Here is a 26,210-nt window from a genome sequence, read left to right on the forward strand (position 1 = left end):
TCGGCTAGCTAAAACTTGCCTTTACGTTTGAAAAGATAGCAGCTGACAAACATAAATAAGACAATCATCAGCATGTTACTATAATCAAGTCGTGTAAAGCTGTCGCTTTCACTCAGAATATTCGTCAACGCGTGGTAGGCACCGGTAAATGGAATAAAGTCTGAAAAACTCTTTTGAGCCACAAATACCGAAAATACCAACATAAACATACAAACGCCAATGGGATAAATAAAGCTTTTGAAGATTAGACTCAATGCCAATTGAATCATTGCAATAGCCGACAGCGTGATAAAAAGCTTCAAGAACGTAAAGAAAATCACCAACCTATAATCGTGATTTTGAAAGCCAATTACCGGATAGATCGCACTTAGTATATAGCCGCTAATCAAGAAGGCAGCGTAAGCAAACAATATGGAAAAAAGTACAGTAAGCAGCATAAACACAGCTTTTGAAAAGAAAATTTTTGACTTGTCTAGCGGTAATGTAAAAAGTATTTTGTAGTTATTATTCTTATACTCAACATCACAGCAGGCATAAACGAATAGTGCTACAAGAATTGGGTACAACAAATAAAAAAACTGAAATACATATCTTCCTAGTATTACCTTCCAGGGATTTGGTACAGCGCTTACCGTTTCCGATCGGATGATATCGTAAATAATGTATCCATCAATCGCTAAAATAAGCAATACCGGGGCAATAAGGACACCAAAAAGCTGCCTATTTCTAAACAGTTTGTATTTTTCAGACAAGAAAGCCGTATAAAATGTATTAGTCATTTGGACGTGCAATTAAATTTATAAAAATTTGTTCTAGATCTGCGCTGTTGGACTCCAGCTCATAGATTTCAACGTTGTTTTGTACCAAACATTTAATCATCTGATCAAAGTGGTTGTCATCTAAAATTCTCACTACAGCTACCTGACCTTCTGCTCTTAACACCGAAAACCCAGCATTACTTAAAACCATGCTTGTCCGCGCAGCATTTGAAGTCCGCAATAGTGCCTCGCGTTGCACCTGACGCAGCAACGCGCTTTTAGTTCCCTGAAAGATCATTTCTCCACCTTCAATGATACCAATGTGCGTAGCAATCTTTTCAAGTTCGCTCAGAATATGGCTAGAGAGGAAAATCGTCTTCCCCTGGTCATTGAGCAAACGAAACAAGTTTCGCATCGCCACAATTCCCTGTGGATCAAGCCCGTTTAACGGCTCATCCAAAATCAGCAGCTGCGGATCATGAAAAATAGCCATGGCAATTCCAAGCCGCTGTTTCATTCCCATAGATAGCGCATTGGCCTTTTTCTTTTTCTCCTGCCCCAAACCCAGCATTTCGAGTACAGTATCTATTCGCTTGTTTCCTTTTTTGTGAATAATATCTAAATATTTTAAGTTTTCAAAAACAGTCAATTTCGTATAATAGCATGGGGCTTCGATGAGACTGCCGACATGGGCATAAATATCACTACGCTTGGTCTTCAAACTTCGTCCCTGAATAAAAATAGCATCGGCATTTTCTTGCAAAAGGCCAAGCAGGAGTTTAATTGTTGTGGACTTTCCGGCACCATTTCGTCCAAGGTAACCATAGATACTTTTGTCTGGAACATGAAGGTCAATGTTATTTAAAATGGTTTTTGAACCAATTTTAAAGTTGAGTTGTTGTGTTAGGATACTTTCCATTAGCGTTCGAGATAGGTCGGTCTTTTATTTATATCTATATAAAAAATGCCATCAATATAATCACTCCATTTTCTTTCCTCTTCCATGCCCTGATTGATGGTTGAGACAAAGGTTCTTATGAGCAGAGCAGTATCTGGCAGTCCCCGCATATCCAAAAAGAAGTAAGGTGATCCTGTTTCATGGAATATATTTTCAATTGCCAATCTGCCCGGTTTATCCACTATTTTTCCATCTTCATTTTTTCGTCCATAAGAACTAAAGTCAAGCACATAAGCCTGATGACCGTATCTTCTTTTCATGTAAGCACCCAAGGGAAGGTATTGCTTATTATATGCTGTGGAAAAAGTATGGATATTAGCGCACCACACGATAATCTTCTTTCCAGCATATAAAGAGTCTATTTGGTACTGCAGATTTTGGGCCATCAGCGAATCACGTCGATGCATGCTCTGCATCGTTCCCGGAGCAAACAACCAAGATTTTTCATAATTCCCTTTTATATCCCTGAGGTACCGGCTATATACCTGCTGTTCCTCTCCGCCGCCCAAAGCCGCTATCGCATTTTCCAATTTGTTTAACTCATTTAATAATTGCTTCTTTTCCGTTGGTTCGAGATTTCTGTTGACATTGCCTGCAAAGGTTAATTGCTCCAGCTTAGTAAGCTGCTTTGTTAATTGGGGATAATCTTTTAAATCGATTTTATTTTTATCGCAAAAGTCTGTTAGTAGTTTTGCACGTTTATTAGCAAGTATTCGACCCGAAAACTGAATATCAAATCCACCCAGTGTCATTGGTTTATGTGTTGATTTCGACTTATGGTAATAATCTATTAGCGCATTGGTTTCTTCATTGCGCCACCAGAAATCAAACAAACCCAGGCCTGCCATTGTTGCTTTCGGTAACCCCATGGTTGATTTATCCATTTCCCCATTCATCACCCACATATCATATTGTCCTGCTTCATACAAAACGATATTATAGTCTAAATTTTCATGCAAATAACGAATCAACCTCGATTTAGCCCGAAAGGTTTCCCCATCGTCATGCCTCATCTCACCCAGCATCAATATCCGATTATTTTTTAAAATACTGTCGATTAGAGTCAGTTCCAAAAAATTAGTATCACTCATCGAAATACTATTAATTACATGCTTATAACGATCTATTTCCCTACGCAATGCCTGGCCATTTAGCATAGGTCGATCATCATAAATAAGCGTATTAAAAATTAAAATAATGGCTATGGCCATTATTATTGCGAGAAGTATACGTTTCATCCTTCATGTTAATTCGGTTTATATTAGTGGAAATAGATCTAAAATTTACGTTATTTCACACACCTTTACTATAAGATGATAATTTTTATCATTTCCATAAATAAATCTGCAAAAGAGATATAGAATAACTCGAAAATAAAAAAAACGGTTAAGCAACTAGTGTTTAACCGTTTTCAATCAACCCATCGCCACACTCAAAAGGTATTCCCAAATCGTGTCAAATGTGCGATTAATAACCTGGATTTTGTTTCAGCGTTCCCTTGCTGTTGTCGATGACAGCCTGTGGAATTGGCCATAATTCATTTTTGTCAGCTTTGAATGTTCTGTTTTCGGAGAAAAAGCGGTCAGTCAGCGAAGTGTAGGTTACCTTGCCTGTTTCTGGATCAACCGTTCCTTTTGACAAAGCACCATTCACTGGACCGTTCAACACATCTTTCGCTATTCCCCAGCGGATAATATCAAAACGACGGCGTCCTTCACCCGCCAGTTCGACGCGGAGTTCTCGGCGTACCAATTCACGTAATTTGCCCTGACCGGCATATACAGCCTTATCAACTTTTGGCATTTTGGCGCGTTCGCGTACCAGATCTATATTTTCATATACACTGTTATCAATCTTTCCCAGTTCGATTTTTGCCTCAGCATTTAATAATAACATCTCTGCATAACGCATGACAATAATATTGGTTCCTACATTCCATATGTTAATGTAACTGCTTGGATTTTGAATATACTTCTTGTAATTATAAGCTGTACTGGATGCATTATCAGGACCGGAAGGATAATCGTCTGATTTTGGGTTCAGCGGATCAAAATATTTGCCATTGTACGAGGCTCCAGGATAAACAATAGTTGCTCCCAGGCGCGGGTCCCTATTTTCATAAGGATTTGCAGGATTATAATTTGTCGATTCACTAATGGTTTTTCCATCTGCCGTTTCAAATGCATCTACCAGACTTTGGGTAGGCACAATTGATCCCCATCCCCCCATGGAATTGGGGAGCATAATGCCAAGCATGGTATACCCTTGTACATTGGCTATATACTCAATGTTCATCATCACTTCACTGTTATTTTCATTTGCCTCCTCAAATAAAGTAGCATAGTCATCAAAAAGTTTATAGGTTCCTGCAGAAATGATTTCTTCGGTAGTATTGATTACCTCCTGATGTTTTTTCTGGAAGGCATAACAACGAGCCAAAAGCCCTAAGGCAGCACCTTTGGACATTCGCGCACCGCCTCTTGCGTAAGACAAATCAGCAGCAGCTTCCTTTAATTCTTTTTCCACAAATTCCAGCACTTCTTTTTGGGTATTCGCTGGAATGTAAGCATCTTCTTTAGCTAATGTTTTAGTAATGATTGGCACAGCGCCGAATAAGGTGGCCATATCAAAGTATCTGTAAGCACGGATCACCCGAACTTCGGCTATCAACTTTTTTCTTTTTTCCACAGCCATCGGTGCTTTATCAATATTCTCAAGAATATAATTTGCACGACGAATATGCTCATAGGTATACCTTGCTTCGGCATTTCCAGAATTTGTTGGTGTTGCTGTACCGTTTCCTAGACCTTGAAAGCCCTCCCATGGAAAATCGCTATTGGAATTATCTGAAGTGCAGTCCATATAAAAGATTTGCGTTCCATCTTCCCAGGCAGAACCCTCGTTCATTTTTCCGTCCCCATCACTTGTTCCACTATACAATCCAGTCACAGCAAAGTCCGCCTCCGCTTCTGTTTTCCAAAAATTATCAGCATTATAGGCATCTAAAGGTTCTTGATCCAGTTTCTGACACGAAAATAAAAGTGTCGCAACACTTAGTGCTATGGTTATATTTTTAAGTTTCATGATTTACAATTAAAAGTTTACGTTAAGACCAAAGACATTTGTTTTTACTTGCGGATAGTAATTACCGCGTGAGTCTGCTGGCGCCTCTGGATCAAATCCTTTAGCAAATCCAGTGAATGTCAACAGATTTTGACCACTATAATAAAGTTTGGCCCCCTTGATTCCAATTCGATCCGTAAATGTTTTTGGCAGCGTATAGCCAAAAGTGATATTTTTTAGGCGTACGTAACTCGCGTTTTGAATCCAAAAGTCCGAAGGGGTACCCGAAGGGCTATTTTGTGTCCAACTCGTTAATGCGCGTGGCATCGATCCATTTGGATTGGTTTCGGCATTAAATCGATCGGCGTAGATGGTAGTCGGTTTATCCGATCCGGAGATCCCGCCAATGGCTTCGCCCCATAGATATCCCTGTACCTTTGCTGCTCCTTGGAAAAAAAGACTCAGATCAAAGTTTTTATAACTCATATTTGAGGTTAAGCCAAAGATGAATTTTGGATCTGGCGATCCTAAATATACCCGATCGTTGCCGTCAATCTTCTTATCTCCGTTTTGATCTTTATAGATCAGATCTCCAGCACCGATCTTATCATTTACACCCTGTATTTTACTATTCGTGTATTCCTCATTAGAGCGGTAGATCCCAATACTCTCATAGCCGTAGAATGAACGAATGGGGCTGCCTTGTTCATAGACATAAAACGTTCCATTCACTTGTGGTTCATCGCTTGCCCATTTTTTAATCTGATTATTGATATAGGATCCATTAGCAGCGATGCTATATTTAAAATCCCCGATACTATTTTGGTAATTGATTTGTAACTCTACCCCATTATTCTGTACTTTCCCCGCATTCTGATAAGGTGCCGGAAGACCATAAAGGTTTGAAACAGGCAATTTTAAGAGTACTCCATCGGTACGACGGTCAAAATATTCAAATACAAAACCTAGGTTATTCTTCAAGTTCAGATCCAAACCAATATTGGTACTTGTGGTCGCTTCCCAACGCAGTAATGGATTGGCCGATTGTGCTGTAGCTCCTCCAGAGCTCACTTTATCTTTTTCAAAAGGATAATTAAATCCTGGAGCAATTGTAAATATTCCTGGATAAAATGCATCTCCCGTTGGGTATAAATTGTCTGATGTTGCAGACAACTGCTGATTTCCCAATTTACCCCATCCTCCTCTTAATTTCAATTCTGATATTCCTTCAGCCAACGCGGATTCCTTGAAAAAATCTTCCTGCGAAATACGCCATCCTGCAGAGAATGAAGGGAAAGTACTCCAGCGATTATTCCCAAAGAAACGCGAAGTCCCATCACGTCTTACATTGGCCTCTAAAAGATATTTGTCTGCAAAAGCATAGTTGATCCGGCCAAAGAATGAACGTAAGATCAGCTTTTTGGCACCGCCGTCTACTTTCATGCCATCTCTGCTACCTAAATTGAGTTCCGGAAAATCATGATTTAAAAAACCTTGCGCATAAGCGCTTGAATAGTCAGCTCTAAAAGTCTCATCCATAAAGCCACCCAAAACATTGAACTGGTGATTTCCAATCTTTTTATCGTAGGTCAATAAAGTCTGAAAAGTCAATCGTTCTGATTGGAAGTTATAAACTGTCAAGTTATTTATCCCCTGTTTAGGGCCAGGTTCGCCATTTTGATTGTAGTATTGAATATCTTTAACAAACTTAGACGACATATTATCTATGGGCTGAAATCCAATCACTTGTTTCACTTTCAATCCCTCCAAGATTTTAAATTCACCCGAGAAATTTACCTGTGTATGTTTATAGGTCATATTATCTTTAGACTCCATGTCCATCCAAGCAATGGGATTACCATCGCTGCCACGGCCGTACACACCGTTGCTATATTTATAGGGAATAAAATTTGGAATCCGGTTGACTTGTCTAAAGATCTGTGCCATATCACCGGTATACGGGTTTACTGGCTCAGTAATACGTTGATAATTGTAGGCCAATCCCAGATCAAAGCGTAATCTTTCCGATACTTTTGCCCCTACATTTGTGCGCAAGTTATATCGGTCTGAACCTGCTACTTTAATCACACCTTTTTGTCCCAAGTAACCACCAGAAGCCATGTATTGCACATCTTCTGTGCCACCCGTCACTTGCAAGTTGTGCGCTTGTTGGAAGCCCGAGCCCTTGTACAATAAGCCTAACCAATCTGTATTGGGATGTCCATCTGGATCCGAACCATTTTTAAAAAGCTCAAGGTCTTGCGCTGTAAAGCGAGTCGTTTTTCCTTCATTCTTGAGCGCTTCATTAAGGATCACGGCATGATCATAAGAATTCATATATTCCGGCAGACGTGTTGGATCCTGAATACCAGCGTATCCTGTATAATTTAATTGCGGTTTGCCACTACCGCCTTTTTTAGTAGTAATTAAAATGACTCCGTTTGCCGCCTTCGAACCATAGATTGCCGCACTCGGGCCATCTTTCAATACAGATACACTTTCAATATCATTTGGGTTGATATTATTCATCGAACTTTCGATTCCGTCCACAATCACTAAGGGATTGGCGTTGTTGATCGTACCCAGACCGCGAATCCGTATTGTGCCATTGTCTTTACCCGGCTGACCAGAATTCTGTGTAATGGTTACACCGGAAAATTTACCTTGAATAGCCGATGATACGTTCGTCACGGGGCGATCCTGTAAATCTTTTGACGTAATTGCCTGTACAGCACCAGTGAGGTTTACCTTCTTTTGTTTAGCGAAACCGACCACGACGACTTCTTCCAACGCCGAATTATCACTTTCCAACTGAATGGAAATTGTATTCCCGCTAACAGTCACTTCTTTGGGTTTATAGCCCACACTACTTACAACCAAAATATCACCGGTCTTTGCCTTGATCGAAAATCCACCCTTTGCATCCGTGGATGTCGATACTGAGGTACCCTTCACAGAAACCGTCGCCCCCGCCAATGGTCCGTCCTCCGCCGTGACTTTACCTGCAATTGGGTTTTGTTCGACGACATGCCCTATATTCATCAATACAGCTGGTCGATCTACCGCAAATGTATGTTGCGAAGACGCCACAAGAAGAGCAATAGCAAGCAGGCTTACCTTTTGGTTACTTGTAAATTTTGAAATCATAATTAAATAGTTAGTTATTATTTAGTCAGTCAGTTTTTTCAGTTTAAGATTGACTAGTTCAGTCCCTTAAATTAGAGGGATATCCCTTGGAAAAAAAGTATTGGACAAACGAAATCGATTGCGCTGTTCACGCAATCGATTGTCTAATGCAGGAAAATGAAACTTATGTCACTCGGTCTCCTGTGTATTACCAAGATCGCACGGAGAGTTTTCGATTAACCTGACTATGCAAATGACGCCCGCCTGTGCAACGGCTTATAGCATTAAGGCAATCCATCAAATCGTGCTAAGATGCAAAAAAGGTCCGTTGATCTATCGACCAACGGACCTTTTTGAAGCAGAAAGGGATTCGAATACATCATGGTCTTAAAAACCAATGCCGTATCACCTGATCATTGAGCAAAAACCGGCTTATTTTAATTTCCCCAGTTTTTTTGAGCTTTGTTTCCCATCACAAATTCAAGCGTACCACCTTTAAGGATATCTGCATGGTTCAGCTGCGTACTGTTTAGCGGCTTTCCGTCGAGCGTGGCCGATTGGATATATTTATTTTTTGCAGAAGCATTCTTTCCGATAACCACAAAAGACTTCCCGTTTGGCAGGCTTATCGTCGTTTTCCTAAAAAATGGTGATCCAATACTATAAGATGCCAGTCCAGGTGTAACAGGATAAAAACCCATCTGTGAAAAAACGACAAAAGCCGACATACCACCACCATCTTCATCACCCGGTACACCCATCAGGTCGTTTCTAAACCATTCGCCTATTAGTTTATGGATACGTTTTTGTGTCATCCAGGGCTGTCCTGCATAATTATACAGATAGGGAATATGAAGCGCCGGCTCATTGGCCATAGAAAACTGCCCAACGTTGCCCGTATGATCCGGCAACTGTGCATAGAAATCAAATTTGGAACGTCCCAGCGGCTGTTGGAACATTTCATCGAGATAGTGTATAAAAAGCTGGTTTCCGCCCATTAATTTGATCAGATCAGGAATATTGTGCTGTACATCCCAACGGTAGATCCAAGCGTTGTTTTCACCATAATATTCCCTAGCTCCCTGCCCGCCCGCAAATACATAGTCAAAAGGCATAATAAAGTTACCTTTTTCATCTTTGGGATGGAAAAATTTGGTTTGCTCATTGAATAGATTTCTGTAATTGAAAGATTGCTTCATAAACAAATCATAATCCGCTTTTAAGCCCAATTCATTAGCCAATTGTGCCAGACACCACAGGTCATAGGAGGTGCCTAGCGTAACAGCTACTGGCTGACGTTTTTCAAAGCCATGCACTTCCGGATAAACTTCTTGTTCTCCAGGGTGCAAAGCCGGGATATATCCCTTTTCTTTAAAAAATTGATCCATTTTTCCAGCGGGCTTATCCGACCATGGTGCTAAGGTTTTTTCGATAATCGCTGCTTTTGCAGCCAAATAGGCTTTTTGAATATCAAAGCCCCGGATCCCCTTGCGGTAAGCATCCAATAAGGTCGCAACACCGTGGTTTGAATTCATCCTTCGGCTATCTCCTGTGATTTCCGGAAAAGTCGGTAACCAAGGTTTGTCCATCTGCTCCGACATCCGTACAAAGGAATGGAGAATATTCGATTCAGCAGCCGGCTCCAATAACACGCGCAGTGGGTGGTGCGCGCGGTAGGAGTCCCAGATCCAATCATCTGTAAAAAAAGGTTTGCCTTCATCCGAATGAACCTTGCCATCAAATGCACTGAAATACCGCCCATCTTCGGAGATATTGACCGGACGCTCATAGGTGCGGTACAAGGAAGTATAGAAAACATGTTTATCCGATTCACTATCGCCTTCCACAGCAATCTTTCCAAGTGCTTGATTCCAGATTTTACGGCCATTTTCTGCCAGTTTCTTTTGATCAAAATCAACAATCTCACGGTTCAGGTTTGCTTTAGCCTGTGTGACGTCAATAAATGAAACACCGTACTTCATCTTTAAATTGACCCCAGCCTGGTCAAATTGCAGCACAAGACAAGCATTTCTGCCTTTTGCTTCCATACCTTTTGCTAGCTGTTGCCCTTGGAGCGTGCTGACAGCGCTAGGTTTGATTTCCGGAACAGCATAGATATACACACGTGTGCCGTTGCCAATTTCCTGTATTCCAGAAAGTGCCTGTCCGTCCCACTTTAGTGCTCCGTCACGGGAATTGAATTGCAAATATTTTGTCTCTGCATTCGGAAAAGTAAAGGCATACATTCCCGACTGGTGCGACAAAGCATATGACACCTGGATATCTTCCTGATCCAACACAACGGAATAGCCATAAGGCTTGATCTCCTCCTGATCATAGCTGTACAACTGCACTGGCTTAAGATCGGTAGGCAATTGCAGCATTGGACTCAGGTTAAAAGCGGACGATCCACGGTGGCTCGTGACGATAAGCGGAAGACCATACAGGCGGTCAGAGGTAAAATCCCCTCTTTCGGGGTAGACCCGTAATATACTATTTGGTAAATGAACGGTTGGATATGTTGGCACCAACAAATGGCTGATATTGCCCATATAGGGATTGACATAATCAACAAAGTTCTCTAACTTTTTAGTCTGAGAAAAACCTTTTAGCAAAAAGATTATCAAAAAAGAACAACAGCATATGGTCCGTAAGAAGGCTTTAGGTTTCAATTTAATATTTTTGTTTTGCATGCTGAATGATTAAGTGATTAATGGTTTAAGGACAAAATATCCGCTTCGTCCTTAAAGTTAATTTTTTTTGCTCAAATTTACCTTCATCGGTATTGATTTGATAACCTCACGAAGGCGCACTTTCATCACCTGAGCCGTACACAACATAAACTTTGAGCTTTTTACAAAAAAAATCGTTATCCCGCCCGCCTATCTTTGTCCTATAAACAATTTAAGATGAAAACAAAACACCAGGTTAAAGGTTTCTTGCGGTTTCTGAAATGGTCAGCCTTGGTGCTTATTGTTGTCATTGGATTAATCTCCCTGTATATGATGCATCCCCAATTTGGCAAGCGGCCTTCCGGTGAAAGGCTTAAGCGTATTGAACAATCAAAACAATTCAAGGACGGCAAATTTCGTAACAGCAACCCGACGCCACAATTGACACAAAGCTGGAGGGTGGCCCTAACAGATTTTTTCTGTAAAAGATCTACCGAGACCAGTCCTAAAAACAAGATTTCTTCTGTTCCTGTTAATTGGAATAGCCTATTTGCTAAATCCCATGGTCTGATCTGGCTGGGGCATTCCTCCTATCTGTTGCGTACAGATGGCAAAACAATCCTTGTCGACCCGGTGCTAAGTGGCAGTATATCTCCCATACCAGGCAGTGGTAAAGCCTTTGCCGGATCCGAGGTCACAACAGCTGATGCCCTACCAGCCATCGACTACCTTTTTATCTCACATGATCATTACGATCATATGGATTATAAAACGCTCAAAACACTACAACCCCGAGTCGGCAAGATTATCGTTGGACTTGGCGTGGGTGAACACCTGGAATATTGGGGCTACAGAGATGATCAGATTATCGAAAAAGATTGGTGGGAACAAATAGACCTAGGCGATGGATTCCATGTTACGGTCACACCGGCCAGGCATTTTTCAGGCCGCAGCATATGGTCTGCCAATACCCTCTGGGCTTCGTATGCCTTAGAAACACCGACCCAAAAGCTGTATCTTGGCGGTGACAGTGGTTATGATACCCATTTTAAAGAAATTGGCGATAAACTGGGGCCATTTGATTTGGCTATTCTTGAGAATGGTCAATATGACCTCAGTTGGAAATACATCCACATGATGCCCGAAGAAGTCATTCAAGCTACAAAAGATCTGCAGGCTGCAAAGCTATTACCCGTTCACTCCTCCAAATTTGTCCTTGCCAACCATGCCTGGTACGAACCCTTGGAGCGCATCTCAAAAGAAGCATCGAGGCAGCATCAAGCATTGATCACACCACGCATCGGTGAGGTTGTCGATCTCGATCTTGCTCACAACGCTCCCAGCTATTGGTGGAAAAATTGATTAAGCGATTGAATTGATTGCCGCTGGCGTTATTCCGAACTTTTCTTTAAAGGAAGCATAGAAATGCGAAAGGTTTTCAAATCCAAGATCCAAGTAGATTTCCGCAGGTCTTTTCCGTTTATTTTCGATCAGATAATAAGCTTCGGAAAGACGCTTTTCCTTCAACCATTTACGGGGCGAGGTGCGGAACATCTTCTCAAAATCACGTTTAAAACTAGCCAAGCTACGACCGGATAATTTGGCAAAATTTTCTAAAGGGACATTATATTTATAGTTCTTTAGCATAAATTCCTCGAGATCTATCTTATGCGGTTCGGAGAAATCAAACAAAAGATCTTTCAGAGCGGGATATCTTTCCAGCAATAAAGTAATCAATTCATAGATTTTGATGGTTTCCATCTGCGGACTGACCCGGTCGGCAGCCTCTGCATAAGGCGCCAGCGATTCAAAATAACTTTTGATGAAGACATCTCCTTCTAGGAGAATATTTGTGTCCGCCTGCTGCCTTCTATCCGCGGAGAGCTGATGGTCCAGCGCGTACTTTTTCAGCCGATCCGCATGCAGCATGATTGAAATAGACTGATAAGCCAGATTCTCCGAAGGATATTTAAACGCTTTTGCCAATTGATTTCTGCGTGCGACCAGTATCTGTCCGGCTCTGGTGGTCAACTTTCCCTTTTCCAGGTCAAAATGTGTTTCTCCAGATAGCTGAAACAGGACTACATGCTCAGGAATAAACTGTTCATGGCCAAAAACTTTCTCCACATAACAGGAATACAAGAAAGCTTTTCCAAAATCTTTTTCATCGATTTTCATCATCGTTTTTTCTTTAGCAAGGTTAACATTTATTTTTTTGCTGCAAGCCGCTTACGTATAATGCTGACAAATTCGGGCGAAACACCAAGATATGATGCGATATAATACTGCGGTACCCGTTGCGATATTGTCGGATATAAGTCGATAAATTCAAGGTACCGTTCAGCAGCAGGTTTCGCCATGGTATGGATCAGGCGGTTTTGTAGAACGGCGAGCCTACGCTGCACCAGCATGCGAAATACACGTTCAAATTTCGGGACAGTGTCCAGTAATTTTTCTTTGGTCTCGGGTGTCAGCATAAGGAATTCGCTTTCTTCTAATGTCTCCATATACAGGCTCGAAGGAGTATGGTAATGGAAAGAGGCAATATCGCTGATCCACCAATCTTCGACCGCAAAGGCCAGCGTGACCTCAAATCCATTTTCATCAAGATAATAGATGCGTACACATCCCTTTTGGAGGTATCCTTCAAACTGGCAGACTTCCCCTTCCTGCAACAGCAAGGTTTTCTTTGGTACTTTTCGCGTCGTCAGCAACTCGGTGAACTGCTCTGTCTCTTCCTGCGTCAGCGTTATACACTTGGATACATTTTTAAGGATATTTTCGTACATCATATTATTTATTAAACCTACCTATTTTCATGTAAAATATAACCCAGCCCATAGATACTTTCTATATGGAGCTTATTATCGGCCTGGAGCAATTTACGAATACGCGAGATAAAAACCTCCAAGCTTTTCCCATTAAAAAAATCTGTATTTCCCCAAAATAGCAATAAGAGATCCTTCTTATTGACTAGCAGATTTTTATTTAGAATCAGATGCCCGAGCAGTTCCGCTTCACGAACGGTCAGCTTTTGTGCTCTTCCTTGACCATCGGTCAGATTATAGCGCGCCATATCCAATGACAGCTGGCCGATCCGTAATCCGGTATTGGGCACTGTATCAGGTGTAGAAGCTGCGGCTACGGCCAATAAGTTACGGATCTTGAGTAGTATTTCATCCATATCAAAAGGTTTGGCAATATAATCCACCGCTCCCATAGAAAGACCTTTGAGGCGCGCATTCCGTTGGTGTAGCGCTGTCAAAAAGAAAATGGGCTGTCCGGCTTTACGCTGCAAAATTTCATGAGCAAGATCAAATCCATTTCCATCCGGCAATTGCACGTCAACAATTACCAGTTTAGCCCCATTTTCTTCAAAAGCTTCCAAGCCAGCTTTCATTGTGCACGCCCAAACGACACTAAATCCTTTGTAGCGGAGATAGCGCGAGAAAACCTCACCTAGATCGGGTTCGTCTTCGATCAGCAGAATGTCAATTCTGTTCTTTGATATTAAAAGACCCATTGTCAATGTAAATATAAAAAATAGTACCACCACTTGCTCCGTTTTCCAGGCGAACTGTCCAATCTAAGCGATCCAAACACAATTTTACATAATATAATCCCAATCCCAGTCCTGGCTTACCTTCCGAAGACTGTCCACGGTAAAATGCGGTAAATAGCGCATCCCGTTCCGACGGAGCAATCCCATAACCGTTGTCTTCAATTTTGAGACAATGTCGATCAACGGTCTGCTCCCAGGTCAATCGAATGGTCTTGGCTGTATGGTCATTAAATTTAATAGCGTTGGAGACTAGATTATCCAAAATAGAGAGATAATAAGCTTCGTCCAACCGCAGCGTTACATCCCTGCCAAGTGGCGAATAGCAGATTTCAATTTCCCCTTGGTAGCGCATGCGTAGTGCCTCCAAGATCTCTTCGGTGAATAAGTCAACAGGAACCTCTACGATTGCAGGCTGCTGTTCCTGTAAAGCGACAGATCCCATTACCTGTTCAAAATAGTCCTTAAGGCGTTTAGCCTGACGTTCCACGATGCGTCCCAATTGAATCACCTCTTTATTGTCAGGGCCATCATCCCGGTCGATAAGGCTATGAGCACTGACTAGAATTGTTGTCAAGGGCGTATTAAATTCATGTCGCATGTGATTTAGGAAACTCGTTTTCAGATCGATCAGTTTGCGTTGGTTGACCCAATCTCTATACGTTCGGTAGCTCAATAGTACAATAACAGCAATGCAGGTCAAGGACAGCAAAAATACCGGTACCATTTGTTGGATGATCCGCCAATTCCGATTTTCATAATCCACATAGAGACTATAGGTAAAGCGGTAAGGGATCGGGAGCTTATCGCTGACAGCCAATTGGAACACGCGATTGTTGGGCGAGCGATTTTTGAGCGAGCCACTGATGCTCGTCATTTTATTACCACCAGAGCTATCATAAAATACCTTCCATGTGCTATCGGTCGGATTGTAGAGCTCTAGCTTATCAAAATGGAACAAGTAGAGCAACGCCGGATCGAGCTGCTGCTGGTGGACGATCTGCTCAAAGATACTATCCAACGATTGCTGTTCGCGCAAGCGTTCGAGAAACAGTTGCATCCGTTGCTCACCATACAGCTTCGCCTCCGGCGATTTATTCATTACCTTCTTAAACCAGGCAGGTAAATAAGGCACCAATGCCGTCTGAAATACCGAATCCCCACCCGGGAAGATTTTGTCGTCCATGATCGCGGCACCGTAAGCATTCTGGATCAAATTGAGCTGTCCGATCTGATAATTCTTATCTTCGAGCTGGTAGGTTTTGAAGATCAAGAAACCGATCACGACCGTCAAAATCAAAAAACTTATTCCAAATGCCCAGGGGTGCATATTTTTATCGGCGCTGTTCATATTTTAAAATTAACATCTATTTATGTATTCGGGGTAAGCATTAAGCTTTTATTAGGCATTCATTAGGTTTCCATTAAGCACATTGATGTCTTTGACATCGTACCTTTATCAGATAACAAATTATCAGATTATGTCCAGAATTTCTCTTTTCTTACTTTACAGTTTAGGTTACCTGTTACTGAACAACGCCCTATTTGCACAGTCCAATTCCTCTAAAACTCTTGCGCAGCGCCAGCTTGATTTTGTCAACCTAGGGTTTGGTATGTTTATCCATTATGGCATGCCTACCTTTATGGAACAAGACTGGTCCGATCCCAATGCCCCTTTGGAATTATTCAAATCACCGAAACTCAATGCGGATCAATGGGCGAAGGCGGCTAAATCAGCCAATATGACCTATGGCTGTCTCACAACAAAACATCATAGCGGTTTCCCCATTTGGAACACCAAAACCACGGATTACAACGTCATGAACACCCCATTGCACCGCGATGTGGTCAAGGAATTTACAGAAGCATTCCGCAAGAATGGCTTACGTGTGATGCTCTATTATTCCATCCTTGACATGCATCAGGGGATACGTCCACATACGATTACCAAAGCCCATATCCAATTGATCAAAGATCAGCTAACGGAATTGCTGACGCAATATGGTGAGATTGATGCGCTGGTGATCGACGGTTGGGATGCCCCTTGGTCACGTATTTCCTATGATGATATTCCCTTTGATGACATTTATCACCTGGTCAAATCCCTGCAACCCAAATGCCTATTGATGGATCTTAATTCGGCAAAATATCCCGGTGATGCGCTATTTTACACCGATATAAAATCTTACGAACAAGGTGCAGGGCAATTTATTTCCAAAGAGCATAACAAGTTACCAGCTATGGCCTGTCTGCCCTTGCAGCAAAATTGGTTCTGGAAAAAATCATTCCCCACAACAGCAGTCAAAGATGTGAAGGAACTTGTAGAGAAATTCGTTATTCCCTACAACGATGCCTATTGTAATTTCATGCTCAATGTGGCCCCCAACAGCGATGGCCAGATGGATGAAAACGCATTGGAAGCGCTAAAAACCATCGGTACTCTTTACAAGAAAACGCCAAATTACAACGCTTTACCAAGCTACCAAGCCCCCATCCTAGACCACAATATCGCCAGCCAGGTCCCTTCCAATAGCAGTTGGAGTGAAGATATGAGTATTATGGATTTCGCCAATGATGACAATTTCGGCAGCGCTTGGGTATCCAATCCCTCGGCTATGGGCGAAGTCTGGTATGAACTGGATTTTGAACGCAGTAAGACATTTAACACCATTGTTATCACCGAAGGCAAGGATAATCCTGCCACCTATACGGTCACTTATCTCAAAGATGGCAAATGGTATACGCTTTCGACGACACCAGTTGTACAGGGACGCATCAAGATTTTTCGTTTTGATGAGGTGGTGGGGCAAAAATTACGTTTCAGCATCCAACCCAAAAATAAACGTGCCGTCCTACATGAAGTGGGTCTTTACCAAGAAAGGCGGTAAAGGAAAAGGGGACTCGAGCTAAACTCCAGTCCCCGTTTTCGGTATATAGATTAATTAAGGCTATATCCTATTCCCAGCCCGGATTTTGTCCTAGCTTACCATTTAAGACAAGCGCTGAAGAAGGAATGGGATAGAGATATTGTCTATCATTATCATACCATTTTCGACTCATGGTTTTCCCCCATTGCAAATGGTTATCCGTCGTTATCGTCTGGGAGTTTTTGTCTCCACCCAATTTGACCTTGGTGACTCCCTGTACGGTAGGTTCGGGCTTACTAGCATCATAAAACAATACATCAGGAGTACCGTCACGATCCAGGTCCATTGGTTTTTCCAAAGCAGGTATATAAATACCCGTCCATTGTAGGTTAGCCATCAGTTCACCAGATTTCCATCGTTTCAGATCATTAAAACGAAATCCTTCCAACGCCAATTCGACCTGTCTTTCGCGGCGGATCTCTAAGAGAACAGGATCAGAGATACTGGGGAAAAATGTATTTTTCAGATAGGTGTCTACTTTGGTTGGAAGTGTATTAGCCCCAGCGGAGATCCCTGCGCGTGTACGGAGCGCGCCGACGGTCTTTGCCCAGTCTGTATCGTTAAATGTCCCCAACTCCTTTTTTGCTTCGGCATAATTCAGCAACACCTCTGCATACCGCATCAAAGGTAAGGCATTCGTATTGAATCCACCATTGTCATAATAAGGATCATCCAGCGCATATTTGATTGGTTGATAGCCGGTATAAGTATAACTTGCGAAATTGGGTGGCGCAGCCTTACCGCCCCGTTTATAGCCTGGAGTGCGGATCAACTGGGCTAAACGCAAATCCCGGTTTTGACATTCCTCATAAAACTCTTCCTTTTCATAATTTGGACGATCGGTATAAGATGACCCATCAGCGTTCAAAATCGTATTGATAAATGGGCGTACCAGGCTCAGCCGCGGACCATACGTGGCCGAAGTCCACCACCAGTTTGCATCATTCATCAAAGCCTGATTTTTACTAAATGCAATAGCCAGCATCACCTCGTCTTTCATTGGTTGTTCGCTAATGAAAAGCTCACGTTGTGAAATTTTAGGATCAGCGGCAATATGAAGGCGATAAGGCCCCGTTTCCATCAGGATCTTACCAGCGTCCACAGCATATTGAAAAAAAGTTTCGGGCTTTGTTGGCAGATTCAGCTGATGGTATTTACGAAAAGTACCTTCAAATAAAGCGATCCGTGTTTTCAGTCCCAATGCAGTCCATTTGTTTACCGTCGTTCCATCACCGGGAGCATCTGTTATATGCTCATACGCAAAATCCAGATCTTCCATAATATGTTTCATGACCACTTCTCTCGAATCGCGGGGTGCTTTTAAAATGTCCGTTTCATCAACTGTTAAAGGGTGGTCCACCCAAGGCACATCACCAAAACGAACCACCTTCTCGTAATAAAACCAGGCCCTGAAAAAACGAGCTAAACCAATGTAATTATTCTTAACCTTATCGCTTAAATTGGGGCTTGTACATTTGGCGATCATCTGATTGATATTACGCAGTGTTGTCCAGGTCCAGAGTCCCTTTAATTCCTCCACTTCTTTGCTATATGCACCTTCGATTATAAAGTCATTCACCCGATTCACAGCCGCATAATCGGCCATAGCATCCCCTTTGTAGGCATCGCTACCTGACGTAATATTCCGATAAAAAGAATTGCTATAGTTTTTCAGTCCCTTTTCGCTTCCGAAAATATCCTCCTCAGTTGCCTCCGATTTTGGCAATTCCTTCAATTCACAGGAAGCGAACAACAAGGTTAAAACCGATAAATAAAATATCTTTTTCATTATACTAAATATTAAAAACCAATGGATAAGTTAAAACTCACACTTTTCATGATCGGATAGTTAAATCCATCACGTGTACCTGTTTCTACAGTAGGATCTGATTTCCCCACATTACCGACATCCAAGTCTCTGGTATGTTTATAAAAAGGGGACCATGTCAGTAGATTTTCACCAGAAAGACCAGCACGTAGATTCTGGATTTTCAGTTTAGAGGTTACAGATTTTGGAAAATTATAGCCGATCTGAATATTTTTCATCCGGAGATAACCGATATTCTGCAAGAAACGGGTCTGTGGTGTCACTTTTAGTGACTCATTGTAACCAGCGTAGCGCGGGAAATAAGCATCTGGGTTATCTTCTGTCCAATAGTTATTCAGGTGCCATTCCGGTAGGTTGTTATAAGGTCTATTATATTGTCCCCAAAATAGAGATTCATTATTCGGATACCAATTTTGCTTGCCCACTCCCTGAAAGAAAGTAGAAAAATATACATTTTTCCAGTCCAGGTTAATATTAAAGCTATAAATATAACGGGGTTCGGAATTCCCGATAATTGTTCGGTCACCGTGGCTATAAACGGTATTGTTACCATAATCTATAACCCCGTCTCCATTGAGATCTGCAAAACGTATGTCTCCAGGATAAATCGTTCCGTTATTGGATGATTTGATCAACTTTTGTTTCGCCGCACCATCAATCTCCGCCTGATTATGAAACAATCCCTGTGTCACATAGCCCCAAATATCTCCGATTTGCTGACCTTCATAATAGTATCCATCCTTAATGATCCCTTCCTTGTTATCGTAGCGATCTATTTTCGATTTATAATCTGCTAATGTCGCTTTGACAGACCAGTTAAAGGGACTTCCGCTGAGTTCAAATTGATCGCGATACGCCAGGCTGACTTCAAAACCTTTGGTTGTCATATCAGCATAATTTCCTTTTGGTGATTCCGCACCAAATATCTCCGGTAGCGCCATACCCAAAGTATACATATCCAACGTTTTACGCTGATATATATCACCAGTAAAAGTCAATTTTCCATTGACTGATGAAAAATCAAGTCCAATATTTGCCGTACGCGCTGTTTCCCAGGTCAGATTGTCAGGGATAACTTTTGGCACCGAAGTGTAGGTCGATTTTTCTCCATTTAATAAACGGTCCATGACCTTGATCTCGTAAAGATCAAGATACGAATAAGGGTCTACGTTACCATTTCCCAAAGAACCATAAGAAGCACGTAGCTTTAAGTCAGACAAGACTTTCTTATCCACCTGAAAGAAAGGCTCCTCCGAAACACGCCAGCCTACCGAAGCCGAAGGGAAAAACCCCCACTGTTGGTTGATCGGAAACTTCGAAGATCCATCATAGCGGCCATTAAATTCAAATAGATAACGGTCTTTAAAAATATAGTTGCCCCGCATAAACACACCTACATTTCGATATTTATTGTATTTGGCCGTTGCGGTGGTACTTTGACCCACTGCAAGATTGATATTCTCCACGTTATCATTGAGCAGGCCGTTTTTGGTGATATAACTCGCATTATAAGCACGTTGCTCATAGTTATAGCCCAGCAAACCTTTGAAATAATGATCTCCTATCGTCCTTTCATACTCACCATAGATATTGCCGAACAAATAGCGCCAGTTTTCGTTGACCTGATAGAGGTTATCGTTCATATTTGTCGTCAGTTTGACGATTTCCCCTTCCTTTGTACTGTAAGGTACTGGCACCCTAACACGCAGTGAATTAAGATCACGGCTTCTGAAGGTGAGATCACCCTTTACACGAAACGTATTATTAAAAAACTTAGATTCAAACGAGGTTGTATTCCGCAGATCCTGATTACCACTTTTGGTTCCATTTTTACCATAAATAAAATCGCCTACGGTATACGCAGCAGAGAAACTCAGAGAGCCGTCCGGGTTAAAAATTGGCGACGAGGGATGTCCTTCATCCGCAATATTCCGCCATATATTACCGCCTTCTCCTGCAGTGGAAGGATCCCAATATTTGGCATAACTAAAATCAATATTATTAGCAATCCGCAACCAATCCGTCACTTGCAGTCCGGCCTTAGCCCGCGTATTGTAGTTTTGATATTTGTCTGTGTTATAACGGTACATACCCTTGTAATCATAAGCACGCCCCGAGATATAATAATCTAACTTTTCGGTGTTTCCGCTGATCGAAAGATTATGGTCCTGCACAAAAGTATTGTCCTTTATCAAAGTGCCATAATAATCTTCATTACCATAATAAACATAGTTACCATCCTTATCGACAGTCACGTCTTCTGTTATACCCTGTTCTTTGCGACGTTTAAATTCGTCCAACCACTCTTTGGTGAAAATCTGGGTCTTATTCAGTTTACTAGGTGTTAAGGTATAGTTGTTCCAGGCGTTGTATGCCTCAAAGAAATGAGAAGCGTATTCATAACCATCTGTTACGAATTTTGGTATTGTAACCGGTTTTTGGAAAGATCCACTCCCTGAATAGTTCACCGAGGTCTTTCCCGATTTGGCCCGTTTCGTTGTGATCAATACTACTCCAAAAGTACCTCGGGAACCATAAATTGCAGCAGAGGAAGCATCTTTGAGTACAGACACACTTTCAATGTCATTTGGATTGATCGAACCGGGATCGCCCTCGACACCATCTATTAAAATCAGGGCGCTTCCTCCCTGCCCAATCGAGGTTGTTCCCCGAATATTAAAACTGGGAGAACGATTTGGTTTACCATCGGCAGGGATGATATTCAGGTTGGGGACAACACCCTGGAGCATTTGGCTCGCATTGCCAAGAACACGTCCCTCAAACACTTCTGACCCCACCTGATCCACAGCCCCTGTCAAATTTGCTTTCTTCTGGGTTCCGTACCCCACCACGACAACTTCCTCTAACTCGGTATCTTTCGACTCGATCACAAGTTGTAATTGGGTTGCGTTTACGGTCACCACCTGTTCGCTATACCCTACAAGAGTAAGCTTCAGTTTTTGGCCAATAGTAGCCTCGATGCTAAACGCTCCGGATGCATTGGTAGATGTCGTTTTTTGACTGGATAGATTGGTAATGGTGACACCGGCCATAGCTGCACCGTTTTTGTCTTTTATCACACCTCTCACGGTAGACTGAATCGCAATAGCTTGCGTTTTCTCATTCAATTTGACATAATTACGCTCTACATTCGCCCACGTGGGATATGAGAGACCCAATGCCATACTGATTAGTAATGTTTTCTGCATTTTTAGTCTGGTTTAGAATTCAGCACCAAAGTTGATGCTTTCACTTGGTTTATAATTTACCTTAATATTAAGAAATATTTAATTAATAACCACCTGAATTCCTACTAAAGAGGTTTAACATACTTTTACTTAATAAAAAATTAACTTACAAACATTCTAAACCTCATAATAGCCTGTAGAAGCATATTATGTATGTCAGCGTATCCAAAATGAAAAAGCTTGGTATAAGTAAGAAATTCATATCCCTAAAAGAATAAACACAAAAAAGGCCGTTCCTAAAAAAGAACAGCCCCACTACTATTTAAAAACTATTTTTAATCCGTGGCACATTTTATTTTGTGATAAAAGCCAGGATATCTTTATTGATTGTTTCTGCTTCAGTTGTCGGCATTCCATGCGGGAATCCAGGATAAGTGATCAGGGTACCATTTTTCACCAATTGTGCTGCTCTTCTACCGGTAATATCCAGCGGTACAATTTGGTCATCCTCACCATGTAAGACCAAAACAGGAACCGCTACTTGTTTAAGTTCTTCCGTAAAATCTGTTTCAGAAAATGCTTTGATACAGTCGTAGTGCGCTTTTATTCCCCCCATCATTCCTTGTCGCCACCAATTATCCATCACGCCCTGTTGCACCTTGGCTCCATCCCTGTTATAGCCATAAAAAGCAAGGGTAAAGTCTTGAAAATATTGTTGTCTGCGTGTCGCTGTATTCAATCGGATTTCATCGAACACGTCCATGGGTACACCGTCAGGATTTGTTTCGCTCTTAGCCATTATCGGTGTTACGGCACTGATTAATACCGCTTTTGCGACCCGTGAGGTCCCATGATTGGTTATGTAGCGGATCACCTCCCCACCACCGGTGGAATGGCCGATATGGATCGCATCTTTTAAATCCAATGCTGCTACCAATTGTGCTACATCAGAAGCATACGTATCCATGTCATTCCCTTGGTCAGTCTGTGTAGAGCGTCCATGACCACGACGGTCATGCGCAATTACGCGATAACCTTTGTCAAGGAAATACATCAGCTGTGCATCCCAGTCGTCGCTTGACAAAGGCCAACCATGATGGAAAACGATAGGCTGCCCTGTACCCCAATCTTTGTAGTAAATTTCAGTTCCGTCTTGAACTTTGAATGTTGCCATGATGAATAATTTATATTTTTAATTGTTTAATTTATTGATCGGTTGTCCCCGAGCCTCCCAACACTTGCGACAGGCTTTACCTTATCAGCTCAATCCTAAGTCAGGCAAGAATTAAATTATCAATTTTCGTGTAGCATCTGGACAAGATCCTCTGCACCACCATCGAATTTCTCGCCGTTGACAAAAAATGTAGGTGTGCCATTTACCCCGCTCATCATACCACTTTCAAAATCACCCTCTACTTTTTCGTCCAAACGTTGGTCTTGCATAGCGTTTTTAAAATTGTCGACATCGAGACCGAGTTGTTCGGCGAGATCCATAAACAACCTCGTACTCAGGCTTGATTGGTTTTCATAGATTGCATCATGCATCTCCCAAAATTTACCTTGTTGCCCCGCTGCTTCGGCGGCAAGTGCCGCTGGCCGCGCATATTCGTGCATCTCTGACAGTGGAAAATTGCGAAATACAAACCTGATTTGACTACCCAATTCGGCCATCATCTTTTTCAATATGGGATGAGCAGCGCCACAATGTGGACATTGATAATCCCCATATTCGACAATCGTTACCTCTGCATTGCCATTACCCTGGATATGATCCTTATCGTTTACTCTTGGCTTTAATGACATAAATTTCTATTTAAGATTTTCCAATGCTTCTATTATCCCATCTGCTCCTGGATTTACTGCTGTTGGCGACAGGTAGCTCCATTGAATAACACCCTCTTTATCGATCACAAAAAGAGCACGTTTACATTCTCCTTCCTCCTCATCATACACCCCGTATTTTTTCGCGACTTCACCTTTTGCCTCAAAATCCGCCAGCAGTGGAAAGTGCAATTTTCTGGATTGTGCAAAAGCAAGATGGCACCATTTGCTGTCCACAGATATACCTAATATCTCTGCATCATATTTCTTAAAATATTTAAGCATTTCATTGTAAAGTGCCATTTGATCACTACATACCGGGCTCCAGTCAGCAGGATAAAAAGCAAGGATTACATTATGGCCTTTAAATTCCGACAATTTAATTTTCTGATCTGGAGTCGCATACAAGGTAAAATCAGGCGCAACATCATTTTTCTGTAGCATATTAAGATATTTAAAATTTAACCATTACCCAGGCTCGCAATCCGATTTAGCTATTTATCGCATTGGCCCCTACCTATAAACAAAGTGTTATAAAGGAAAAATTGTTTTATTTACTTTGCGACCAAATAAATACAGTGCAGGTTAGCCGCTCAATTTTACGCCCCAATTCAGCTGTATTCCATCCTCTCGGTTACTTGTTTAACCATTTACGGATCATCCTCGTGTAATTGGGCATGACCAGATAAACCATCAAAAAAACGATACATCCGGAGATCAATAAACCATCAGAAAAATGATTTTGAGGAATATGAAAATACCGGAGAACAGGCAGTAGAATTATTGGTATGATCAATGACAGCGGGTAAATTGCTGACCAGGTAACAAGATATTGTTTCCAGCGCCGCGGCACCTGATGGGCTTGCTCTGCTGTTTCAAAAAGAAACTCGAGGCCTGATTTGATCTGATAGCGGTCTTGCTTCCGAAATAAGGGAGCAGCTTGCTCGATCATGCTTCGACGCGTGTCCGATTTCATCCAATTTTTTAGGTTATCGACAGTATCAAACCGGATAATTACCGTATAGACAAACGTCAATTTCGGGATAGGACGAATGATCTGTAAGTCTATAAATCCTCTCGCATGTTTGGTGAGCGGAACAACCTCCGCTAACCACTGATCGTATTCCAATTGCTTGTCATCTAAAATATGATGTGTTATAACGACAGAGGCTCCCTGATTTTCCATAGTTATTATTTGTTAAAAGTTTACATTTACACAACCGGGATATACTTATGCCGGCTATCTATCTTTTCTCTCATCGGTACAGGTCGTAGGGATTGCCTATCGAAAATACAATTTTATAAAAAAACATCAAACCCACGATTTGGCTACGAGATCCGTCGATCTGCCTACATCCCAAAAATACCAAATCATCAACTTTGTAGCATCAATTTATTTTTAAAGTAAAACACATGAAATCACAAAAAGTATGGTTTGTTACCGGTGCCTCCAAAGGACTGGGGTTAAGTTTGGTAAAGGAACTTTTAGCTCAAGATTATCTTGTTGTAGCAACCTCGCGTACGAAACGAGCCCTGGAACGAGAAATCGGTGAAAATGAAAATTTCCTTCCCCTTGAAGTCGACATCACCAATGATGCGGACGTCGCACGGGCAGCACTGTCGGCAATTGATTATTTCGGGCGGATCGACGTCCTGGTAAACAATGCAGGGTACGGGCAGACAGGCAGTGTCGAAGAACTCAGCGACTCCGAAGCCCGACGCAATTTTGACGTGAATGTCTTTGGATCACTCAATGCTATCCGGCATATCGCACCACATATGCGACGTCAGCAATCCGGACATATTTTTAACATTGCATCCATTGGTGGCCTTGCCGGCAATTTTCCGGGTTTTGGAATCTATTGTTCCACAAAATTTGCTGTATCCGGATTTACGGAAGCGCTCGCTGTTGAAATGCAGCCTTTTGGTATTCACACGACCCTGGTTTATCCCGGTTATTTTAGAACGGATTTTTTATCCGATGGATCAATCCAAACCGCAGCCAATCCCATCGAAGCTTATGTCACTGCAAGGGAAAATGAAGCTGCGCACTTACACCAGATCCATGGCAATCAGACAAACGATCCGCAAAAAGCAGCTACTTTATTGATCGAGCTCAGCACTTTGGCGCACCCGCCAGTCCATTTCCTAATGGGTGAAGATGCCTTTGAACTAGCCAAAAACAAGATTAACACGTTGACTGCCGAGATCGAAAAATGGAAGAGCTATACCGTATCCACAGGTTTTGAACAGACTGCACAATAGCCTAAAGTTAGAACTGACAGCAAGGAAAAATCAGCAACATTAAAA

At 41.9% G+C, this 26,210-nt stretch carries 19 protein-coding genes; 3 read left to right on the forward strand and 16 right to left on the reverse strand.

Annotated elements, in window-relative coordinates; translation table 11 throughout:
• Positions 1-8: 8 nt before the first annotated feature.
• The 6 genes from B4A24_RS09795 to B4A24_RS09820 form a co-directional block, all read right to left on the reverse strand.
• Positions 9-779 (reverse strand): ABC transporter permease, encoded by a 771-nt coding sequence (locus tag B4A24_RS09795; protein ID WP_293944591.1) that lies wholly within the window; start codon positions 777-779, stop codon positions 9-11.
• Positions 772-1,677: an ABC transporter ATP-binding protein gene (locus B4A24_RS09800; protein ID WP_293944592.1), complete on the reverse strand. Its 906-nt coding sequence runs from the start codon at positions 1,675-1,677 to the stop codon at positions 772-774. The genes B4A24_RS09795 and B4A24_RS09800 overlap by 8 nt, the downstream gene beginning before the upstream one ends.
• Positions 1,677-2,954: an erythromycin esterase family protein gene (locus B4A24_RS09805; protein WP_293944593.1), complete on the reverse strand. Its 1,278-nt coding sequence runs from the start codon at positions 2,952-2,954 to the stop codon at positions 1,677-1,679. Before B4A24_RS09805 ends, B4A24_RS09800 begins: the two co-directional genes overlap by 1 nt.
• Before the next feature lie 229 nt (positions 2,955-3,183).
• The gene (locus B4A24_RS09810) at positions 3,184-4,800 is read right to left on the reverse strand and encodes a RagB/SusD family nutrient uptake outer membrane protein (protein ID WP_293944594.1); all 1,617 of its coding nucleotides are present in this window, start codon (positions 4,798-4,800) and stop codon (positions 3,184-3,186) included.
• 9 nt (positions 4,801-4,809) lie between these two features.
• Entirely contained in the window at positions 4,810-7,926 is a 3,117-nt protein-coding gene (locus B4A24_RS09815; RefSeq protein WP_293944597.1) for a SusC/RagA family TonB-linked outer membrane protein, read from the reverse strand.
• Between the two features lie 416 nt (positions 7,927-8,342).
• Positions 8,343-10,598: a GH92 family glycosyl hydrolase gene (locus B4A24_RS09820; RefSeq protein ID WP_293944600.1), complete on the reverse strand. Its 2,256-nt coding sequence runs from the start codon at positions 10,596-10,598 to the stop codon at positions 8,343-8,345.
• A 216-nt stretch (positions 10,599-10,814) separates the two neighbouring features.
• Here B4A24_RS09820 and B4A24_RS09825 point away from each other — a divergent pair, with 216 nt between their 5' ends.
• Positions 10,815-11,939 (forward strand): MBL fold metallo-hydrolase, encoded by a 1,125-nt coding sequence (locus B4A24_RS09825; protein ID WP_293944603.1) that lies wholly within the window; start codon positions 10,815-10,817, stop codon positions 11,937-11,939.
• Here the strand turns inward: B4A24_RS09825 and B4A24_RS09830 are convergent, their stop codons facing one another.
• The 4 genes from B4A24_RS09830 to B4A24_RS09845 are packed head-to-tail and all read right to left on the reverse strand — an operon-like array spanning position 11,940 to position 15,487.
• Positions 11,940-12,758, reverse strand: a complete 819-nt coding sequence (locus B4A24_RS09830) for a helix-turn-helix domain-containing protein (protein ID WP_293944605.1) — start codon at positions 12,756-12,758, stop codon at positions 11,940-11,942.
• Positions 12,759-12,784: 26 nt separating this feature from the next.
• Positions 12,785-13,369 (reverse strand): Crp/Fnr family transcriptional regulator, encoded by a 585-nt coding sequence (locus tag B4A24_RS09835; protein WP_293944606.1) that lies wholly within the window; start codon positions 13,367-13,369, stop codon positions 12,785-12,787.
• A 14-nt stretch (positions 13,370-13,383) separates the two neighbouring features.
• Entirely contained in the window at positions 13,384-14,100 is a 717-nt protein-coding gene (locus B4A24_RS09840) for a response regulator transcription factor (protein ID WP_293944607.1), read from the reverse strand.
• Positions 14,069-15,487: a sensor histidine kinase gene (locus B4A24_RS09845; protein WP_293944608.1), complete on the reverse strand. Its 1,419-nt coding sequence runs from the start codon at positions 15,485-15,487 to the stop codon at positions 14,069-14,071. Before B4A24_RS09845 ends, B4A24_RS09840 begins: the two co-directional genes overlap by 32 nt.
• A gap of 130 nt (positions 15,488-15,617) precedes the next feature.
• On the opposite strand from B4A24_RS09845, the gene B4A24_RS09850 reads away from it, so the two are divergent.
• Complete coding sequence (locus B4A24_RS09850; RefSeq protein ID WP_293944610.1) at positions 15,618-17,024, forward strand: alpha-L-fucosidase; 1,407 nt, start codon at positions 15,618-15,620, stop codon at positions 17,022-17,024.
• Positions 17,025-17,091: 67 nt separating this feature from the next.
• On the opposite strand, the gene B4A24_RS09855 is transcribed toward B4A24_RS09850, so the two are convergent.
• The 6 genes from B4A24_RS09855 to B4A24_RS09880 all read right to left on the reverse strand — a co-directional run bounded on the left by B4A24_RS09855 (position 17,092) and on the right by B4A24_RS09880 (position 25,086).
• Entirely contained in the window at positions 17,092-18,852 is a 1,761-nt protein-coding gene (locus tag B4A24_RS09855; RefSeq protein WP_293944611.1) for a RagB/SusD family nutrient uptake outer membrane protein, read from the reverse strand.
• Between the two features lie 11 nt (positions 18,853-18,863).
• On the reverse strand, positions 18,864-22,100 hold the full coding sequence (locus tag B4A24_RS09860) for a SusC/RagA family TonB-linked outer membrane protein (protein ID WP_293944612.1): 3,237 nt from the start codon (positions 22,098-22,100) through the stop codon (positions 18,864-18,866).
• A 331-nt stretch (positions 22,101-22,431) separates the two neighbouring features.
• Positions 22,432-23,253, reverse strand: coding sequence for an alpha/beta fold hydrolase (locus B4A24_RS09865; RefSeq protein WP_293944613.1), 822 nt, complete (start codon positions 23,251-23,253; stop codon positions 22,432-22,434).
• Between the two features lie 119 nt (positions 23,254-23,372).
• The gene (locus B4A24_RS09870) at positions 23,373-23,882 is read right to left on the reverse strand and encodes a DsbA family protein (RefSeq protein WP_293944614.1); all 510 of its coding nucleotides are present in this window, start codon (positions 23,880-23,882) and stop codon (positions 23,373-23,375) included.
• A 6-nt stretch (positions 23,883-23,888) separates the two neighbouring features.
• Positions 23,889-24,344, reverse strand: coding sequence for a redoxin domain-containing protein (locus B4A24_RS09875; protein WP_121122479.1), 456 nt, complete (start codon positions 24,342-24,344; stop codon positions 23,889-23,891).
• Between the two features lie 190 nt (positions 24,345-24,534).
• The gene (locus B4A24_RS09880; protein ID WP_293944616.1) at positions 24,535-25,086 is read right to left on the reverse strand and encodes a hypothetical protein; all 552 of its coding nucleotides are present in this window, start codon (positions 25,084-25,086) and stop codon (positions 24,535-24,537) included.
• Between the two features lie 227 nt (positions 25,087-25,313).
• On the opposite strand from B4A24_RS09880, the gene B4A24_RS09885 reads away from it, so the two are divergent.
• Positions 25,314-26,165 (forward strand): SDR family NAD(P)-dependent oxidoreductase, encoded by an 852-nt coding sequence (locus tag B4A24_RS09885; RefSeq protein WP_293944617.1) that lies wholly within the window; start codon positions 25,314-25,316, stop codon positions 26,163-26,165.
• Positions 26,166-26,210 lie beyond the last annotated feature (45 nt).

The organism is Sphingobacterium sp. UBA7249 (genome assembly GCF_002472835.1).
Classification (GTDB): domain Bacteria; phylum Bacteroidota; class Bacteroidia; order Sphingobacteriales; family Sphingobacteriaceae; genus Sphingobacterium; species Sphingobacterium prati.

What these genes read in the sequence shown, in the direction of transcription:
- B4A24_RS09865 (WP_293944613.1), bottom strand. Translation starts at nt 23,253, where the DNA reads ATGGCAACATTCAAAGTTCAAGACGGAACTGAAATTTACTACAAAGAT.
- B4A24_RS09820 (WP_293944600.1), bottom strand. Translation starts at nt 10,598, where the DNA reads ATGCAAAACAAAAATATTAAATTGAAACCTAAAGCCTTCTTACGGACC.
- B4A24_RS09840 (WP_293944607.1), bottom strand. Translation starts at nt 14,100, where the DNA reads ATGGGTCTTTTAATATCAAAGAACAGAATTGACATTCTGCTGATCGAA.
- B4A24_RS09810 (WP_293944594.1), bottom strand. Translation starts at nt 4,800, where the DNA reads ATGAAACTTAAAAATATAACCATAGCACTAAGTGTTGCGACACTTTTA.
- B4A24_RS09860 (WP_293944612.1), bottom strand. Translation starts at nt 22,100, where the DNA reads ATGCAGAAAACATTACTAATCAGTATGGCATTGGGTCTCTCATATCCC.
- B4A24_RS09830 (WP_293944605.1), bottom strand. Translation starts at nt 12,758, where the DNA reads ATGATGAAAATCGATGAAAAAGATTTTGGAAAAGCTTTCTTGTATTCC.
- B4A24_RS09800 (WP_293944592.1), bottom strand. Translation starts at nt 1,677, where the DNA reads ATGGAAAGTATCCTAACACAACAACTCAACTTTAAAATTGGTTCAAAA.
- B4A24_RS09845 (WP_293944608.1), bottom strand. Translation starts at nt 15,487, where the DNA reads ATGAACAGCGCCGATAAAAATATGCACCCCTGGGCATTTGGAATAAGT.
- B4A24_RS09870 (WP_293944614.1), bottom strand. Translation starts at nt 23,882, where the DNA reads ATGTCATTAAAGCCAAGAGTAAACGATAAGGATCATATCCAGGGTAAT.
- B4A24_RS09835 (WP_293944606.1), bottom strand. Translation starts at nt 13,369, where the DNA reads ATGATGTACGAAAATATCCTTAAAAATGTATCCAAGTGTATAACGCTG.
- B4A24_RS09855 (WP_293944611.1), bottom strand. Translation starts at nt 18,852, where the DNA reads ATGAAAAAGATATTTTATTTATCGGTTTTAACCTTGTTGTTCGCTTCC.
- B4A24_RS09795 (WP_293944591.1), bottom strand. Translation starts at nt 779, where the DNA reads ATGACTAATACATTTTATACGGCTTTCTTGTCTGAAAAATACAAACTG.
- B4A24_RS09805 (WP_293944593.1), bottom strand. Translation starts at nt 2,954, where the DNA reads ATGAAACGTATACTTCTCGCAATAATAATGGCCATAGCCATTATTTTA.
- B4A24_RS09815 (WP_293944597.1), bottom strand. Translation starts at nt 7,926, where the DNA reads ATGATTTCAAAATTTACAAGTAACCAAAAGGTAAGCCTGCTTGCTATT.
- B4A24_RS09885 (WP_293944617.1), top strand. Translation starts at nt 25,314, where the DNA reads ATGAAATCACAAAAAGTATGGTTTGTTACCGGTGCCTCCAAAGGACTG.
- B4A24_RS09825 (WP_293944603.1), top strand. Translation starts at nt 10,815, where the DNA reads ATGAAAACAAAACACCAGGTTAAAGGTTTCTTGCGGTTTCTGAAATGG.
- B4A24_RS09875 (WP_121122479.1), bottom strand. Translation starts at nt 24,344, where the DNA reads ATGCTACAGAAAAATGATGTTGCGCCTGATTTTACCTTGTATGCGACT.
- B4A24_RS09850 (WP_293944610.1), top strand. Translation starts at nt 15,618, where the DNA reads ATGTCCAGAATTTCTCTTTTCTTACTTTACAGTTTAGGTTACCTGTTA.
- B4A24_RS09880 (WP_293944616.1), bottom strand. Translation starts at nt 25,086, where the DNA reads ATGGAAAATCAGGGAGCCTCTGTCGTTATAACACATCATATTTTAGAT.